Annotated in this window: 20 protein-coding genes and 1 tRNA gene; 19 read left to right on the top strand and 2 right to left on the bottom strand. The window is 59.6% G+C overall.

The features are described 5' to 3' along the window. The first annotated feature begins 300 nt into the window (after positions 1–300). On the top strand, positions 301–609 hold the full coding sequence (locus tag BM017_RS24375; protein ID WP_092249230.1) for a DUF3077 domain-containing protein: 309 nt from the start codon (positions 301–303) through the stop codon (positions 607–609). A 164-nt stretch (positions 610–773) separates the two neighbouring features. Here BM017_RS24375 and BM017_RS24370 read toward each other — a convergent pair. Beyond that, positions 774–858, bottom strand: a tRNA-Leu gene (locus BM017_RS24370). Positions 859–966: 108 nt separating this feature from the next. Between BM017_RS24370 and queA the strand changes: the two genes are divergently transcribed. From queA to BM017_RS24340, 6 genes are all read left to right on the top strand, one after another. Then, positions 967–2016 (top strand): tRNA preQ1(34) S-adenosylmethionine ribosyltransferase-isomerase QueA, encoded by a 1050-nt coding sequence (gene queA, locus BM017_RS24365; protein ID WP_071489241.1) that lies wholly within the window; start codon positions 967–969, stop codon positions 2014–2016. A 5-nt stretch (positions 2017–2021) separates the two neighbouring features. After that, positions 2022–3137, top strand: a complete 1116-nt coding sequence (tgt, locus tag BM017_RS24360) for a tRNA guanosine(34) transglycosylase Tgt (protein WP_003175976.1) — start codon at positions 2022–2024, stop codon at positions 3135–3137. 43 nt (positions 3138–3180) lie between these two features. Beyond that, the gene (gene yajC / locus BM017_RS24355) at positions 3181–3519 is read left to right on the top strand and encodes a preprotein translocase subunit YajC (RefSeq protein ID WP_003175975.1); all 339 of its coding nucleotides are present in this window, start codon (positions 3181–3183) and stop codon (positions 3517–3519) included. Positions 3520–3581: 62 nt separating this feature from the next. Beyond that, positions 3582–5453: a protein translocase subunit SecD gene (gene secD / locus BM017_RS24350; protein ID WP_071489243.1), complete on the top strand. Its 1872-nt coding sequence runs from the start codon at positions 3582–3584 to the stop codon at positions 5451–5453. A gap of 9 nt (positions 5454–5462) precedes the next feature. Then, positions 5463–6377: a protein translocase subunit SecF gene (gene secF / locus BM017_RS24345; RefSeq protein ID WP_071489244.1), complete on the top strand. Its 915-nt coding sequence runs from the start codon at positions 5463–5465 to the stop codon at positions 6375–6377. A gap of 123 nt (positions 6378–6500) precedes the next feature. Next, entirely contained in the window at positions 6501–7043 is a 543-nt protein-coding gene (locus BM017_RS24340; protein ID WP_092249227.1) for a glycine zipper 2TM domain-containing protein, read from the top strand. Positions 7044–7095: 52 nt separating this feature from the next. On the opposite strand, the gene suhB is transcribed toward BM017_RS24340, so the two are convergent. After that, positions 7096–7911, bottom strand: coding sequence for a type III secretion system regulator SuhB (gene suhB, locus BM017_RS24335; protein ID WP_003175971.1), 816 nt, complete (start codon positions 7909–7911; stop codon positions 7096–7098). Between the two features lie 145 nt (positions 7912–8056). Here suhB and trmJ point away from each other — a divergent pair, with 145 nt between their 5' ends. From trmJ to rlmN, 12 genes are all read left to right on the top strand, one after another. Continuing rightward, a complete protein-coding gene (gene trmJ, locus BM017_RS24330) occupies positions 8057–8827 on the top strand; it encodes a tRNA (cytosine(32)/uridine(32)-2'-O)-methyltransferase TrmJ (protein WP_092249224.1) in 771 nt (256 codons plus the stop codon). Between the two features lie 2 nt (positions 8828–8829). Further along, positions 8830–9612, top strand: a complete 783-nt coding sequence (gene cysE, locus BM017_RS24325) for a serine O-acetyltransferase (protein WP_058423379.1) — start codon at positions 8830–8832, stop codon at positions 9610–9612. A gap of 285 nt (positions 9613–9897) precedes the next feature. Then, the gene (iscR, locus tag BM017_RS24320; protein WP_003194020.1) at positions 9898–10389 is read left to right on the top strand and encodes a Fe-S cluster assembly transcriptional regulator IscR; all 492 of its coding nucleotides are present in this window, start codon (positions 9898–9900) and stop codon (positions 10387–10389) included. A gap of 50 nt (positions 10390–10439) precedes the next feature. Continuing rightward, positions 10440–11654 (top strand): IscS subfamily cysteine desulfurase, encoded by a 1215-nt coding sequence (locus tag BM017_RS24315; RefSeq protein ID WP_058423378.1) that lies wholly within the window; start codon positions 10440–10442, stop codon positions 11652–11654. 99 nt (positions 11655–11753) lie between these two features. Next, positions 11754–12140: a Fe-S cluster assembly scaffold IscU gene (gene iscU / locus BM017_RS24310; protein ID WP_028617851.1), complete on the top strand. Its 387-nt coding sequence runs from the start codon at positions 11754–11756 to the stop codon at positions 12138–12140. A gap of 28 nt (positions 12141–12168) precedes the next feature. After that, on the top strand, positions 12169–12492 hold the full coding sequence (iscA, locus tag BM017_RS24305; protein ID WP_003175963.1) for an iron-sulfur cluster assembly protein IscA: 324 nt from the start codon (positions 12169–12171) through the stop codon (positions 12490–12492). A gap of 8 nt (positions 12493–12500) precedes the next feature. Further along, a complete protein-coding gene (gene hscB / locus BM017_RS24300) occupies positions 12501–13022 on the top strand; it encodes a co-chaperone HscB (RefSeq protein ID WP_092249221.1) in 522 nt (173 codons plus the stop codon). A gap of 53 nt (positions 13023–13075) precedes the next feature. Beyond that, on the top strand, positions 13076–14938 hold the full coding sequence (gene hscA, locus BM017_RS24295; RefSeq protein WP_092249218.1) for a Fe-S protein assembly chaperone HscA: 1863 nt from the start codon (positions 13076–13078) through the stop codon (positions 14936–14938). A 3-nt stretch (positions 14939–14941) separates the two neighbouring features. Next, complete coding sequence (gene fdx / locus BM017_RS24290; RefSeq protein WP_003175958.1) at positions 14942–15283, top strand: ISC system 2Fe-2S type ferredoxin; 342 nt, start codon at positions 14942–14944, stop codon at positions 15281–15283. Positions 15284–15297: 14 nt separating this feature from the next. Further along, positions 15298–15498: a Fe-S cluster assembly protein IscX gene (gene iscX, locus BM017_RS24285; RefSeq protein ID WP_092249215.1), complete on the top strand. Its 201-nt coding sequence runs from the start codon at positions 15298–15300 to the stop codon at positions 15496–15498. A gap of 91 nt (positions 15499–15589) precedes the next feature. Further along, positions 15590–16015, top strand: coding sequence for a nucleoside-diphosphate kinase (ndk, locus tag BM017_RS24280; RefSeq protein ID WP_003175956.1), 426 nt, complete (start codon positions 15590–15592; stop codon positions 16013–16015). A 29-nt stretch (positions 16016–16044) separates the two neighbouring features. Continuing rightward, entirely contained in the window at positions 16045–17193 is a 1149-nt protein-coding gene (gene rlmN / locus BM017_RS24275; RefSeq protein WP_071489247.1) for a dual-specificity RNA methyltransferase RlmN, read from the top strand. The last annotated feature ends 2 nt before the right edge of the window (positions 17194–17195 follow it).

Below are 17195 nucleotides of genomic sequence, written 5' to 3'. Positions count from 1 at the left end.
ACCCAGCGACCGGACTTGAGAATCCGAGAAACAATAGGCGCATAGGCGCAACCATCCATTAGACTGTTGGCGCTTTTTTGTGCCCGCATGTCTGTGTCATGGTGGCTATGCGTGGGAGACCTTCGGGTCTGCCGGGTTCCTATTGTCCCGGTTTCTCAGCCCGCGCATAGCTGCCACCCATTCGCATGAGAAACGAACGTGGTAGCTCTCTACATTAGGAGCTTGAGCAATGAGCGTTTCTGATAGGTCGTACCCTCGCAATCCCACAACCCACACCTCCGCCCACTTGGGAGGTGCCCAATGATCAACCCACCTCTCAACAAAACCCTCGGCGTCATCACCTTCTCCAACTGCGGCAAACAGCCCAGCCTCCACCACCTATTCCGCGTCAATTCCGGCGTACCCATTCGCGATGCCCTTGAGCATGCCTCCGAGCTTCTCCATTGTTCAAAAATGCTGGCATTGGATGCAGCCATGGACAAAGGCGCAGATCGCTATGCCTGGGCGGCGCATTATTTGGGGGAGATGGCGAAGGCGGTGGTGGATGATTTGGCGAATGGGATGTTGCCGAATAGGGTGGCGGAGGAGGGGGATTCGGTTGAGGTATAGGCAGGTGGTTTGACGGTGTTGGGGCTGCCGCAATCGCAGGCAAGCCAGCTCCCACATTTGGACTGTGTTTCAGGTTGGAAGTGGGCGGTGGGGGATGAATCCGCTGGTGCCACTTTTCTACAGGCGAAAAAAAAGACCTTGAATTTCAAGGTCTTTTTTTAAGATGGTGCCCCGAGGGAGACTCGAACTCCCACTCCTTTCGAAAACGGATTTTGAATCCGCCGCGTCTACCAATTCCGCCATCAGGGCTCAATGGCGGCGAAGTATAGAGAGGTGATTACCGTTGGTCAATCACGTTTCATGGTCAATTTTGACTATTTCCGCTAGACTTCCCGGCCCTGCTAGACGAACCCCATCATGCGCGTTGCTGACTTTACTTTTGAGCTCCCTGATTCGCTGATCGCTCGCCACCCTTTGGCCGAGCGTCGCGCCAGTCGACTGCTGACCCTGGACGGGGTGAGCGGTGCCCTCGCACACCGTCAATTCACTGATTTACTTGAGCATTTGCGCCCAGGCGACTTGATGGTGTTCAACAATACCCGGGTGATTCCGGCGCGGCTGTTTGGCCAGAAAGCCTCTGGCGGCAAGCTGGAAATCCTGGTGGAGCGGGTGCTGGACAGCCATCGCGTGCTGGCCCATGTGCGCTCCAGCAAGTCGCCGAAACCGGGCTCTTCCATCCTCATTGATGGCGGTGGCGAAGCCGAGATGGTGGCGCGCCATGATGCGCTGTTCGAGCTCAAGTTCGCCGAAGAGGTGTTGCCGCTGCTGGAGCGTGTCGGCCATATGCCGTTGCCTCCTTATATAGACCGCCCCGACGAAGACTCGGACCGCGAGCGCTATCAGACGGTGTACTCCCAGCGCCTGGGCGCCGTTGCCGCGCCGACGGCCGGGTTGCATTTCGACCAGCCGCTGCTGGATGCGATTGCGGCCAAGGGCGTCGAAACCGCCTATGTGACCCTGCACGTGGGGGCCGGGACGTTTCAGCCGGTGCGTGTGGATAACATCGAAGACCACCATATGCACAGCGAATGGCTGGAAGTCAGCCAGGACGTCGTGGATGCCGTGGCTGCGTGCAAGGCGCGTGGCGGGCGGGTGATCGCGGTCGGCACCACCAGCGTGCGCTCCCTGGAGAGTGCGGCGCGTGATGGCGTGCTCAAGCCGTTCAGCGGCGACACCGATATCTTTATCTACCCAGGCCGGCCGTTCCATGTGGTCGATTGCCTGGTCACCAACTTCCATTTGCCGGAATCCACGCTGTTGATGCTGGTGTCGGCATTTGCCGGTTACCCCGAGACCATGGCCGCTTATCAAGCCGCCATCGACAATGGGTACCGTTTTTTCAGCTACGGTGATGCGATGTTTATCACCCGTAACCCGGCGCCACGCGGCCCAGAGGAACAACTATGAGTCGTATGTCGTTTGAATTGCTCGCCACCGACGGTAAAGCCCGTCGTGGTCGCCTGACTTTCCCGCGCGGCACCGTCGAGACCCCGGCCTTCATGCCCGTGGGCACCTACGGCACCGTCAAGGGCATGCTGCCGCGTGACATCGTCGCCACCGGCGCCGAGATCATCCTCGGCAACACCTTCCACCTGTGGCTGCGCCCGGGCACGGAAGTGATCAAGAAGCACGGCGACCTGCATGACTTCATGAAGTGGCAGGGCCCGATCCTGACCGACTCGGGTGGTTTCCAGGTGTTCAGCCTGGGCGCCATGCGCAAGATCAAGGAAGAGGGCGTGACCTTCGCCTCGCCGGTTGACGGTTCCAAAGTGTTCATGGGCCCGGAAGAGTCGATGCAGGTGCAGCGCGACCTGGGTTCCGACATCGTGATGATTTTCGACGAGTGCACGCCGTACCCGGCAGACGAAGATGTCGCGCGGATTTCCATGGAGTTGTCGCTGCGTTGGGCCCAGCGCTCGAAGAACGCCCATGGCGACAATACGGCGGCGCTGTTCGGGATCGTCCAGGGCGGCATGCATGAAAGCCTGCGCAAGCGCTCGCTGGAAGGCCTCGACAAGATCGGCTTTGACGGCCTGGCCATCGGCGGTCTGTCGGTGGGCGAGCCCAAGCACGAGATGATCAAGGTGCTGGATTACCTGCCGGGCCTGATGCCCGCTGACAAACCTCGTTACCTTATGGGCGTTGGCAAACCGGAAGATCTCGTAGAGGGTGTGCGCCGCGGTGTGGACATGTTCGATTGCGTGATGCCAACCCGTAATGCCCGCAATGGGCATCTGTTCATCGATACAGGCGTGCTGAAGATCCGTAACGCGTTCCATCGCCATGATGATTCGCCGCTGGATCCCACCTGTGACTGCTACACCTGCCAGAACTTCTCCCGTGCTTATCTGCACCATCTGGACAAGTGCGGGGAAATGCTGGGTAGCATGTTGAATACCATCCACAATTTGCGTCACTACCAAGTCCTGATGGCTGGTTTGCGCGAGGCTATTCAACAGGGTACATTGGCCGCCTTCGTCGATGCCTTCTATGCCAAGCGCGGGCTCCCTGTGCCGCCCTTGGACTGAGTTTTCCGACCCTAAGATTCACTATTTGCAACTGGAGTGCTAAATGAGCTTTTTTATCTCTAACGCCATGGCTGATGCCGCTGCGCCTGCCGCTGCCGGTCCTATGGGCGGTGGTTTCGAGTGGATTTTCCTGGTCGGCTTCCTGGTCATCTTCTACCTGATGATCTGGCGTCCACAGGCCAAGCGCGCCAAAGAGCAGAAAAACCTGCTCGGCAGCCTGCAAAAAGGCGACGAAGTGGTGACCACTGGCGGCATCGCCGGCAAGATCACCAAGGTTTCCGATGCTTTCGTGGTCCTGGAAGTTTCCGACACCGTAGAAATGAAGTTCCAGAAGGGCGCCATCGCCGCCACGCTGCCAAAAGGCACGCTCAAAGCGATCTGAGTAACAACCTTTACCAATCGACGGGGCGCGCAAGGCGCCCCGCGTTATAAGCGGGCGGCGTGATGCTGAACAAATACCCTCTGTGGAAATACGTACTGATCCTGGCGGTGCTGGCGATCGGTTTTATTTATTCCGCTCCCAATCTTTATCCTGATGACCCGGCGATCCAGATCACTGGCGCCAGCACTTCGCTGCAGGTCAATCAGGCTGATCTGGAACGCGCGAGCAAAGCGCTCAACGACGCGGGTATCCAGGTCAAGGCGGCAACGTTGGCAGCTGGTGCGAAAGGCGGTTTGCTGCGCCTGACCAAGGCAGAAGACCAATTGCCGGCCAAGGATGTCGTGCGCAAGGCCATGGGTGACGACTATGTGGTCGCGCTCAACCTGGCACAGACCACGCCACAATGGCTGCGCAGCATTGGCGCGCACCCGATGAAGCTGGGCCTGGACTTGTCCGGTGGCGTGCACTTCCTGCTGGAAGTCGACATGGACAAAGCGCTCGACGCGCGCCTGAAAGTCTACGAAGGCGATGTGAAGAGCCTGCTGCGCAAAGAGAAGTTGCGTTATCGCAGCCTGCCGCAGATCAACGGCGCCATCCAGTTGGGCTTCTCTGACGAAGCATCCCGCGAACAGGCTCGTGCGCTGGTGCGCAAGAACTTCAACGATTTCGATATCGTACCGGCCGACCTCAATGGTCAGCCTGTACTGCGCCTGGCGATGACGCCAGCCAAGATCGCGGAAATCCGTGAGTACTCCATCAAGCAGAACTTGACCACGGTGCGTAACCGGGTCAACGAACTGGGTGTGGCCGAGCCGATCGTTCAGCGCCAGGGCGCCAACCGCATCGTGGTTGAGCTGCCAGGTGTACAGGACACGGCTGAAGCCAAGCGTATCCTGGGCAAGACCGCCAACCTGGAATTCCGTCTGGCGGCTGAGCCGGGTGCTACCCGCGCCACGGCCGAAGAGTTCGAATTCCGCGAAGGCAACCGTCCTCCTGCATTGATCGAGCGTGGCTTGATCATCACCGGTGACCAGGTCACCGACGCCAAGGCCGGTTTCGATTCGCAGCACGGTACACCTGAAGTGAACATCCGCCTGGATGGCCATGGCGGCGACCTGATGAGCCGCGCCACGCGCAGCAACGTCGGTCGCAGCATGGCGGTGATCTTCATCGAGCAGCGCCCGGTCACCACTTACACCAAGCAAATGGTCGACGGCGTCGAGAAAGACGTACCGGTCCAGACCTTCAAGGAAGAGAAGAAGATCATCAGCCTGGCGACCATCCAGTCGCCACTGGGTGCTCAATTCCGTATCACCGGCCTGAACGGCCAGGGTGAATCGTCTGAGCTGGCCCTGTTGCTGCGTGCCGGTGGCCTGGCGGCGCCGATGTACTTCGCTGAAGAGCGTACCATCGGCCCGAGCCTGGGTGCCGACAACATCACCAAGGGTATCGATGCAGCCTTGTGGGGCATGCTGTTCGTGTCGCTGTTCATCATCGCCATCTATCGCTTCTTCGGCATCATCGCCACCGTGGCCCTGGCGGGCAACATGGTGATGCTGCTGGCCCTGATGTCGCTGCTGGGCGCTACACTGACCCTGCCAGGTATCGCCGGTATCGTACTTACCATGGGTATGGCGGTAGACGCCAACGTACTGATCTTCTCGCGGATCCGTGAAGAGATCGCGGCAGGCATGACCGTACAGCGTGCAATCAACGAAGGCTTCGGCCGGGCATTTACCGCGATTCTCGACTCCAACCTGACCACGTTGCTGGTCGGCGGGATTCTCTTTGCCATGGGCACCGGCCCGGTCAAAGGTTTTGCGGTGACCATGTCCCTCGGTATCTTTACCTCGATGTTCACGGCCATCATGGTGACCCGCGCAATGGTCAACCTGATCTTTGGCGGGCGTGACTTCAAGAAGTTGTGGATTTAAGGGGCTGCCATGTTACGTACAATCAACTTCATGGGCGTTCGCAACGTTGCGTTCGGCGTCACCGTGCTCCTTACCGTTCTGGCGTTGTTCAGCTGGTTCCATAAGGGCCTGAACTACGGTCTGGACTTTACCGGCGGTACGCTCATCGAGCTGACCTACGAGAAGCCTGCCGACGTTACTCTGGTGCGCAACGAGCTGGTCAAGGCCGGCTATCACGAAGCCGTCGTGCAGAGCTTCGGTGCGACCACCGACCTGCTGGTGCGCATGCCGGGCGAAGACCCGCAACTGGGTCACCAGGTGGCGGAGGCCTTGCAGAAGGTCGGCGGCGACAACCCGGCATCGGTCAAGCGCGTCGAGTTCGTCGGCCCGCAAGTCGGTGAAGAACTGCGCGACCAGGGCGGCCTCGGCATGCTGATGGCGCTGGTCGGCATCATGATCTACCTGGCGTTCCGCTTTCAGTGGAAGTTCGGTGTCGGCGCGATTGTGTCGCTGATCCACGACGTGATCGTGACCGTGGGTATCCTGGCGTACTTCCAGGTGACCTTCGACCTGACCGTACTGGCGGCTGTGCTGGCGATCATCGGTTACTCGCTCAACGACACCATCGTGGTATTCGACCGGGTTCGTGAGAACTTCCGCGTACTGCGCAAGGCGTCGCTGATCGAGAACATCAACGTCTCCACCACCCAGACCCTGCTGCGCACCATGGCGACGTCGATCTCCACGCTGCTGGCTATTGCTGCGCTGATGATCTTCGGTGGCGACAACCTGTGGGGCTTCTCCCTGGCGCTGTTCATCGGCGTACTGGCGGGTACCTATTCGTCGATCTACATCGCCAACGTGGTGCTGATCTGGCTGAACCTCAACAGCGAAGACCTGATCCCTCCGGCCAGCACTGGCAAGGAGGTCGACGACCGTCCTTGATGGGCGCTTGTTGATCTGCTGTTACAAAGAAGGCACGAGTATTGAACTCGTGCCTTTTTTTTTGCTCCAAGGCTGGGTATAGCGCGGATCTTTCGATCCGTTTGTGATGGTCAGGAGGTTCACGTGAACAAGTCGTTACTGGTTGGTGCGGTATTGGGTGCTGTCGGTGTGACTGCCGGGGGTGCTGTTGCCACCTACAGCCTGGTAAAAAGCGGCCCTGAGTATGCGCAAGTGCTGGCAGTGCAGCCGGTGAAAACCCAGATCAAAACCCCGCGCGAGGTCTGCAAGGACGTCGCCGTGACCCGGCAGAAGCCGGTGCAGGATCAGCATCAGATCGTCGGCACTGTGGTAGGTGCACTGGCCGGTGGCCTGCTCGGCAACCAGGTCGGTGGCGGTAATGGCAAGAAGCTGGCTACGGTAGCCGGTGCGGTGGGTGGCGGTTACGCCGGTAACAAGGTTCAGGAAGGTATGCAGAACCGCGATACCTACACCACCACGCAAACCCGCTGTAACACCGTCAACGACATCAGCGACAAGGTGGTCGGCTATGACGTGCGTTACAACCTGGATGGCAAGGAAGGCACCGTGCGTATGGATCGTGATCCAGGTGGCCAGATCCCGGTCGACAAAGAAGGTCGTCTGATCCTGGGTCAGAACCAGCAGTAATCCCAGGCACAAAAAAAAGCACCCCTCGGGGTGCTTTTTTGTGCTCGCTCGCTTAACGCTTCAGCGAAGCCGGCAGGTGCGGCTGGATCGCCGTCAGTACTGCCTTGAAGCATTTGGTGTTGCCGGCAACCACGTGGCCTTTTTCAAGGAAGTCGTGGCCACCGGTGAAGTCGCTCACCAAGCCGCCTGCTTCCTGGATCAGCAGGGCACCCGCAGCCATGTCCCACTCGGACAGGCCCGACTCCCAGAACGCATCAAAACGACCGGCGGCCACATAAGCCAGGTCCAGGCTTGCTGCGCCAGCGCGGCGAATGCCGGCGGTCTGGCCAACCAGGGCGCGGAACATGCCCAGGTAGTTTTCCAGGTTGTCCATCTGGTCGTCACGGAACGGGAAGCCGGTACCCAGCAGGGCGCCGTCCAGACTGGTGCGGCCGCTGACGCGCAGGCGACGACCGTTCAACTGGGCGCCACGGCCACGGCTGGCGGTGAATTCTTCCTGGCGGACTGGGTCGAGTACAACGGCGTGTTCCAGGCGGCCACGGTATTTGCACGCGATGCTCACGGCAAAGTGTGGGATGCCGCGCAGGAAGTTGGTGGTGCCATCCAGTGGGTCGATGATCCACAGGTAGTCTTCGCCTTCACCGCTGCCTTTGTGCAGGCCGGTTTCTTCACCGAGGATGCCGTGGGTAGGGTAGGCCTTGCGCAGGGCGTCGATGATTTTCTGTTCGGCGGCGCGATCAACCTCGGATACGTAATCCTTGGCGTCTTTTTCGTCGACCTTGATGGTATCCAGGCGCTCGATGGAGCGGAAGATCAATTCACTGGCGCTGCGGGCGGCGCGCAGCGCGATATTCAGCATGGGCTGCATGGATGTGTCACCTAAGGTTGTTAAAGAAAGCCGAGCATTCTAGCAGAAACTTTCTTCAGGTGAAGGACGACGTTAGCTTTCATGGCATAACCTTAGGCTGTTCTGTAAGATTTGCTCCCCTTTCCCGTGTCCGAGAGCGCCTCCCTTGCTGCAAAACATTCGTGTCGTCCTGGTCAATACCAGTCATCCCGGCAACATCGGCGGGGTGGCGCGAGCCATGAAAAACATGGGGCTGACGCGCCTGGTGCTGGTCGACCCGCGCGTGTTCCCGCATCACGAGGCCGATGCCCGTGCATCCGGCGCCAATGACCTGCTTGAAAAAGCCCAGGTCGTCGCCACCTTGGAAGACGCCTTGGTCGGCTGCAACCTGGTACTTGGCACCAGCGCCCGTGACCGTCGCATCCCCTGGCCACTGCTGGATCCGCGTGAGTGCGGCACCAAGGTGGTGGAAGAGGCCGCTGGCGGCGCTGAAATCGCCTTGGTGTTTGGTCGTGAAGACTCCGGCCTCACCAATGAAGAGCTGCAGCGATGTCATTACCACGTGCACATCCCATCAGACCCCGAGTTCAGCTCGCTGAACCTCGGGGCAGCGGTGCAGGTGTTGACTTACGAAGTGCGCATGGCCTGGCTGGCCGCTGCTGGCCAGCCGAGCAAGGTAGAGAAGGACGAGGTTGCCTCGACCAAAAGTGGCGAACTGGCCACCATGGACGAGCTGGAACGGTTTTATGAGCACCTGGAGCAAACCCTGGTGGCCATCGAATTCCTCGATCCGGAAAAACCACGGCACTTGATGGCGCGCCTGCGTCGCCTTTACGGACGCAGCTCGGTCAGCCGGGCGGAAATGAATATATTGCGTGGCATCCTCACGGAAACCCAGAAAGCGGCCCGTGGCGAGCTTCTAAAGCGGAAGGATTAAAAATGTTCGAGCGTCTGCGAGAAGATATCCAGAGTGTTTTCCACCGTGACCCGGCGGCGCGCAACGCCTTTGAAGTGCTGACCTGCTACCCGGGCATGCATGCGATCTGGATTCACCGCCTGTCCGGCGCCTTGTGGGGCATGGGCTGGAAATGGCTGGCGCGGCTGGTGTCGAACTTCGGCCGTTGGTTGACCGGGATCGAGATTCACCCGGGCGCCAAAGTCGGGCGCCGTTTCTTTATCGACCATGGCATGGGCATCGTGATTGGCGAGACCGCCGAAATTGGTGATGACGTCACCCTTTATCAGGGCGTGACCCTGGGCGGCACCAGCTGGAACAAAGGCAAGCGCCACCCGACGCTGGGTGATGGCGTGGTGGTGGGGGCGGGCGCCAAGGTGCTCGGTCCGTTCACTGTCGGGGCGGGCGCCAAGGTCGGTTCCAATGCTGTCGTGACCAAGGCCGTGCCTCCGGGAGCGACCGTAGTCGGTATTCCAGGCCGGATCATCGTCAAGCCGGAAGCCGGCGACGAGCAGGAGGCCAAGCGCAAGGCCATGGCCGAGAAGATCGGTTTCGATGCTTATGGTGTCAGCGAGGACATGCCGGACCCGGTGGCGCGTGCGATCGGCCAGTTGCTCGACCATCTGCAGGCGGTGGACGGCAAGTTGGAGGGTATGTGCGGTGCGCTGAAGGATCTGGGCAGCCCTTACTGTGCGAAAGATCTGCCTGAGTTGCGCGAAGAAGACTTCGCCGAGATCAAGGACGAGGCTGCGTCCAAGGCCGGCTGAGACCTTTCTGTGGGAGGGGGCTTGCCCCCGATAACAATGTGTCATTCACCACTTTCGTGGCTGGTACACCGCTATCGGGAGCATGCTCCCTCCCACATTTTGGTCTCCGTTGATCCAGCGATCTCCATCCGCCCCTGTTCTCGCTGTTCGTCGTCGACCCATCCTGCTATGATTCGCGCGCCCTTTTTACGGGTAATCCTGACTAAAGTACTAGGTCTTATAGTTGACTTAAATACTCGGGAATCGCATACTTGCTCCCATTCTGAAACACCTTGGTACTTGTCCATGAGACTGACTACAAAAGGCCGATACGCGGTGACCGCCATGCTCGACTTGGCTTTGCACGCGCAAACTGGGCCGGTGTCCCTGGCCGATATCTCTGAGCGCCAAGGCATTTCCCTGTCCTACCTCGAGCAACTGTTCGCCAAATTGCGTCGCAGCAACCTGGTTTCCAGTGTGCGTGGGCCGGGTGGTGGCTATCAGTTGTCCCGCGACATGCAGGGCATTCAGGTCGCCCAGGTGATCGACGCGGTCAACGAATCCGTCGACGCCACCAAATGCCAGGGGCTGGGTGATTGCCACGCCGGCGACACCTGCCTCACGCACCACTTGTGGTGTGACTTGAGCCTGCAGATCCATGAGTTTTTGAGTGGTATCAGCTTGGCTGATCTTGTGACTCGCCGTGAGGTGCAAGAAGTAGCCCAGCGTCAGGACCAGCGCCGTTGCAACACCAAGGCGCCGCGTCTGGACAAGATCGAAGCGTCCGCCGTCGAGTGACAGCCGAAGAGCTAACGGCGCGCCAGCCAGCCTGATTTAGGAGAAAGTCCATGAAATTGCCGATTTACCTTGATTACTCAGCGACCACCCCGGTTGATCCGCGTGTCGCGCAAAAGATGAGCGAATGCCTGCTGGTTGACGGAAACTTCGGCAACCCGGCCTCCCGTTCCCACGTGTTCGGCTGGAAGGCCGAGGAAGCGGTCGAGAACGCTCGTCGCCAGGTGGCTGACCTGGTGGGTGCAGACCCGCGTGAAATCGTCTGGACCTCCGGTGCCACCGAGTCCGACAACCTGGCTATCAAGGGCGCGGCGCATTTCTACGCGACCAAAGGCAAGCACCTGATCACCACCAAGATTGAGCACAAGGCTGTCCTCGACACCATGCGCCAACTGGAGCGTGAAGGTTTCGAGGTCACCTACCTCGAGCCGACCACCGACGGTATCGTCACCCCGGCCATGATCGAAGCCGCGCTGCGTGAAGACACCATCCTGGTTTCCGTGATCCACGTGAACAACGAAATCGGCACCATCAACGACATCGCGGCCATCGGCGAGCTGACCCGTTCCAAGGGCATCCTGCTGCACGTCGACGCTGCACAGTCCACCGGCAAGGTCGACATCGACCTGTCGAAACTGAAAGTCGACCTGATGTCGTTCTCGGCCCACAAGACCTACGGCCCCAAAGGCATCGGCGCCCTGTACGTGAGCCGCAAGCCACGTGTGCGCATCGAAGCCACCATGCACGGCGGCGGTCACGAGCGCGGCATGCGTTCGGGCACCCTGGCAACCCACCAGATCGTCGGCATGGGCGAAGCCTTCCGCGTGGCCAAGGAAGACATGGCTGCCGAAAACGTGCGCATCAAAGCGCTGAGCGACCGCTTCTACAAGCAGGTCGAAGGCCTTGAAGAGCTGTACATCAACGGCAGCATGACCGCCCGCGTACCGCACAACCTGAATTTGAGCTTCAACTACGTCGAAGGCGAGTCGCTGATCATGGCGCTCAAGGACCTGGCGGTTTCGTCCGGTTCGGCCTGCACTTCCGCGTCCCTTGAGCCTTCGTACGTACTGCGCGCCCTGGGCCGCAACGACGAACTGGCACACAGCTCGATCCGCTTTACGTTCGGCCGCTTCACCACCGAAGAGCAAGTCGACTACGCCGCGCAGAAAGTCTGCGAGGCCGTCAACAAGCTGCGCGTCCTGTCGCCGCTGTGGGACATGTACAAAGACGGTGTCGATATTTCCAAGATCGAGTGGGCGGCACACTAACTATAGAAGCCGCCACCCCAGCTCTGTAGGAACGTGGCGGAAAACGCAGGCGTTTCTACAGGGTTCCAGAGCGGCCCTGATGAGTGAGGATTCAGTACCATGGCTTACAGCGAAAAGGTCATCGACCACTACGAAAACCCGCGCAACGTCGGCAAGATGGACGCGGAAGATCCTGATGTCGGCACCGGCATGGTCGGCGCTCCGGCGTGCGGCGATGTGATGCGCCTGCAGATCAAGGTCAACGACGCTGGCGTTATCGAAGACGCCAAGTTCAAGACCTACGGTTGCGGTTCGGCTATCGCCTCCAGCTCCCTGGCGACCGAATGGATGAAAGGCAAGACCCTGGATGAGGCTGTCACTATCAGCAACACCCAGCTGGCCGAAGAACTGGCCCTGCCGCCCGTGAAAATCCACTGCTCGGTACTCGCAGAAGACGCCATCAAGGCGGCCGTTCGCGACTACAAGCAGAAGAAAGGCTTGATCTAAGCATTTGGCGACGAGTAAGGAGTCAACGATGGCTATCAGCATGACAGAAGCGGCTGCGCAGCACATTCGCCGCTCCCTGAATGGGCGCGGTAAAGGTGAGGGGATTCGTCTGGGTGTTCGCACCACGGGCTGTTCCGGCCTTGCCTACGTGCTGGAGTTTGTCGACGAGGTGGTTGCGGAAGACCAGGTGTTCGAAAGTCACGGCGAGAAAGTGATTATCGACCCCAAGAGCCTGACCTACCTGGACGGCACCGAACTCGATTTCGTCAAGGAAGGGTTGAACGAAGGCTTCAAGTTCAACAACCCCAACGTACGCGGTGAATGTGGCTGCGGCGAAAGCTTCAACATCTGAGGCTATTCGTGGGTACTCCTTGTCATTTCGCTTTATTCGAGCTGCAGCCGAGCTTTCGGCTTGACCTTGAGCAGCTTGCCACGCGCTACCGAGAACTGGCGCGTGGCGTGCACCCGGACCGCTTCGCTGACGCTTCCGAGCGTGAGCAGCGCCTGGCGCTGGAGCAATCGGCCAGCCTCAACGAAGCCTATCAGACGCTCAAAAGCCCCCCGAAACGCGCGCGCTACCTGCTCGCGATGAACGGTGGCGAGTTGCCTCTGGAAGTGACCGTGCATGATCCGGACTTCCTGATGCAGCAGATGCAGTGGCGCGAAGAACTCGAAGACTTGCAGGACGAGGCCGATCTGGCTGGTGTTGCAGTCTTCAAGCGTCGTCTGAAAACCGCCCAGAATGAGCTCAACGAAAGCTTCGCAGCCTGTTGGGATGATGCAGCGCAACGTGAGCAGGCCGAACGCCTGATGCGGCGCATGCAGTTCCTCGACAAGCTCACCTACGAAGTGCGCCAGCTAGAAGAGCGCCTCGACGATTAACCCCGTGTGCTGCCCGTGATGCACGCCTGATAGACAGATAAGACCTGATTACCATGGCCCTACTGCAAATCGCCGAACCCGGCCAAAGCCCTCAACCGCACCAGCGTCGCCTGGCGGTCGGGATTGACCTGGGCACCACCAATTCCCTGGTTGCTGCCTTGCGCAGCGGCCTGTCCGAGCCGCTGCCGGACGCTGATGGCCAGGTGATCCTGCCCTCTGCCGTGCGCTATCACGTTGATCGTACCGAAGTGGGTGAGTCGGCCAAGCTGGCGGCGTCTTCCGACCCTTTGAATACCGTACTGTCGGTCAAGCGCTTGATGGGTCGTGGTCTGTCCGACGTCAAGCAATTGGGCGACCAGTTGCCGTACCGCTTTGTCGGTGGCGAATCCCATATGCCGTTCATCGACACCGTCCAAGGCCCGAAAAGCCCTGTGGAAGTGTCGGCCGATATCCTCAAGGTACTGCGTCAGCGCGCGGAAAAGACTCTGGGCGGCGAACTGGTCGGCGCGGTGATCACCGTTCCCGCTTATTTCGATGATGCCCAGCGCCAAGCTACCAAGGATGCGGCCAAACTTGCCGGCCTGAACGTGCTGCGCCTGCTCAATGAGCCGACCGCTGCAGCCGTGGCCTATGGCCTGGACCAGCATGCCGAAGGCCTGGTTGCCATTTACGACCTGGGCGGTGGCACCTTTGATATATCGATTTTGCGCCTGACCGGTGGCGTCTTCGAAGTGCTGGCCACTGGTGGCGACAGCGCCCTGGGCGGCGACGACTTCGACCACGCCATTGCGGGTTGGATCATCGCCAGCGCCGGCTTGTCTGCCGACCTGGACCCGGGCGCGCAGCGCAACCTGCTGCAGACCGCTTGCGCGGCCAAGGAAGCGCTGACCAATGCGGCAAGTGTTGAAGTTTCCTACGGCACTTGGTCAGCTCAGCTGACCCGCGAAGCCTTCGATGCGCTGATCGAGCCTATGGTCGCCCGCAGCCTGAAAGCCTGCCGCCGTGCCGTACGTGATTCCGGTATCGAACTGGAGGACGTGGGTGCAGTGGTCATGGTCGGTGGTTCCACCCGCGTACCACGCGTGCGTGAAGCCGTCGCCGAAGCCTTTGGCCGCCAGCCGCTGACTGAAATCGACCCGGACCAGGTGGTCGCTATCGGCGCCGCGATCCAGGCAGACACCCTGGCCGGTAACAAGCGCGATGGTGGCGAACTGCTGCTGCTCGACGTGATCCCGCTGTCCCTGGGGCTGGAAACCATGGGGGGGCTGATGGAGAAGGTGATACCACGCAACACCACCATCCCCGTCGCCCGTGCCCAGGATTTCACCACTTACAAAGATGGCCAGACGGCCATGATGATCCATGTGCTGCAAGGCGAGCGCGAGCTGATCAGTGACTGCCGCTCCCTGGCGCGCTTCGAATTGCGCGGCATTCCGGCGATGGTGGCTGGCGCGGCAAAGATTCGCGTGACCTTCCAGGTCGACGCCGACGGCCTGCTCAACGTCGCTGCGCGTGAGTTGGGTTCGGGTGTTGAAGCCAGCATCCAGGTCAAGCCGTCCTACGGCCTGACCGACGGCGAAATCGCCAAGATGCTCAAGGACTCGTTCCAGTATGCCGGTGACGACAAGGTCGCTCGCGTGCTGCGCGAGCAACAAGTGGATGCCCAGCGCCTGCTCGAAGCGGTGCAGGGTGCCCTTGATGCCGACGGCGAGCGCCTGCTGGATGCCGAAGAGCGCATGGTCATTGACCTGCAGATGCAGGAACTGGCCGAGCTGATGAAAGGCAACGATGGCTACGCTATCGAGCAACAGACCAAGCGCCTGTCGCAAGTGACAGATGCCTTTGCCGCCCGCCGCATGGATCAGACGGTGAAAGCCGCACTGGCCGGGCGCAACCTGAATGAAATCGAGGAATAATCAATGCCGCAGGTCATTTTTCTGCCACACGCCGAGCATTGCCCGGACGGTATGGTCGTGGAGGCTGAGACCGGCAAGTCCATCCTCGAAGTTGCCCATGACAACCACATCGAGATCGAAAGTGCCTGCGGCGGTGTCTGCGCCTGCACCACCTGTCACTGCATCATCCGCGAGGGTTTCAATTCCCTGGAAGAAGCAGACGAGCTGGAAGAAGACTTTCTTGACCGTGCCTGGGGCCTGGAAGCGACTTCTCGCCTAAGCTGTCAGGCAAAGGTCGGTACGGAAGACATCACCGTCGAAATCCCGAAATATTCCCTCAACCATGCAGCCGAAGCGCCGCATTGATTCAAGGAAGTGTCATGAGTCTTAAATGGGTTGATGTGCAAGAGATCGCTATCCGGTTGGCCGACGCCAACCCGGATCTGGATCCTTACTCCCTGAACTTTGTAGCTTTGCGTGACATGGTCATGGCGCTGCCAGGGTTCGAAGATGAGCGTGATCGCGGTGGTGAGAAGGTCCTGGAGGCTATCCAGACTGCCTGGAAAGAAGAACAGGACTGACGCCTCCCTTACGCAGTTAGGCAATACCCAATAACCCGCGTATAATTCGCGGGTTTAATTTTTCGTAAATTACCGTTTCTGGAGTTACACCATGGCTGTTCAACGTACTTTCTCCATCATCAAGCCTGACGCTGTTGCAAAAAACGTCATCGGCGAGATCACCACTCGTTTCGAAAAAGCCGGCCTGAAGGTTGTAGCTTCGAAACTCAAGCAACTGTCCAAGGCTGAAGCTGAAGGCTTCTACGCTGAGCACAGCGCTCGTGGCTTCTTCGGCGACCTGGTTGCCTTCATGATCTCCGGTCCTGTTGTTGTTCAGGTTCTGGAAGGCGAAAACGCTATCGCTCTGAACCGTGAGCTGATGGGCGCTACCAACCCTAAAGAAGCCGCTGCCGGCACCATCCGTGCTGACTTCGCCGAGTCCATCGACGCCAACGCTGTACACGGTTCGGACTCCGAAGCCGCTGCTGCTCGCGAAATCTCGTACTTCTTCGCCGCTACTGAAGTAACCGCTCGCTAAGCATCGGCTTAAAGAGTGAGGGTGAATCCATGACGACATCGACTGTAAAAACCAACCTGCTGGGGCTGACCCAGCCGGAAATGGAGAAATTCTTCGACTCAATCGGGGAGAAGCGTTTCCGTGCCGGTCAGGTAATGAAATGGATTCACCACTTTGGCGTCGATGATTTCGACGCCATGACGAACGTCAGCAAGGCCCTGCGCGACAAGCTCAAGGCCATTGCCGAGGTACGTGGTCCGGAAGTGGTCAGCGAGGACATCTCCAGCGACGGCACCCGTAAATGGGTGGTGCGCGTTGCGTCCGGCAGCTGTGTCGAGACCGTGTACATTCCCCAGGGCAAACGCGGCACCTTGTGCGTTTCGTCCCAGGCAGGCTGTGCCCTGGACTGCAGTTTCTGCTCCACCGGCAAGCAAGGCTTCAATAGCAACCTCACCGCCGCCGAAGTGATCGGCCAGGTGTGGATTGCCAACAAATCCTTTGGCAGCGTCCCGGCGACCGTCGACCGTGCCATCACCAACGTGGTGATGATGGGCATGGGTGAGCCGCTGCTGAACTTCGACAACGTGGTTTCGGCCATGCACCTGATGATGGACGACCTGGGCTACGGCATCTCCAAGCGCCGTGTAACCCTGTCCACCTCCGGCGTGGTGCCGATGATCGATGAGCTGTCCAAGCACATCGACGTCTCCCTGGCGTTGTCGCTGCACGCACCCAATGACGCATTGCGTAACCAATTGGTGCCAATCAACAAGAAGTATCCGCTTAAGATGCTGCTCGAATCTTGCCAGCGCTATATGTCGTCCCTGGGCGAAAAGCGCGTGCTGACCATCGAGTACACCTTGCTCAAGGACATCAATGACAAGGTTGAGCACGCGGTCGAGATGATCGAGTTGCTCAAGGACACCCCGTGCAAGATCAACCTGATTCCGTTCAACCCGTTTCCACATTCTGGCTACGAGCGGCCGAGCAACAACGCCATCCGTCGTTTCCAGGATCAACTGCACCAGGCCGGCTACAACGTCACCGTCCGCACCACCCGTGGTGAAGACATCGACGCCGCCTGTGGCCAATTGGTCGGGCAGGTGATGGACCGCACCCGCCGCAGTGAGCGCTATATCGCCGGACGCGAAGTGAACGCCGCCGACGATTTGCCGCTGATCGCTGTGAATCGAATCTGAGA

It is taken from the genome of Pseudomonas sp. NFPP04 (genome assembly GCF_900113815.1).
GTDB classification, from domain to species: Bacteria; Pseudomonadota; Gammaproteobacteria; order Pseudomonadales; family Pseudomonadaceae; genus Aquipseudomonas; species Aquipseudomonas extremorientalis.
Note: the sequence above shows the minus strand (reverse complement) of the source record. Positions and strands in the feature narration are given on the sequence as shown.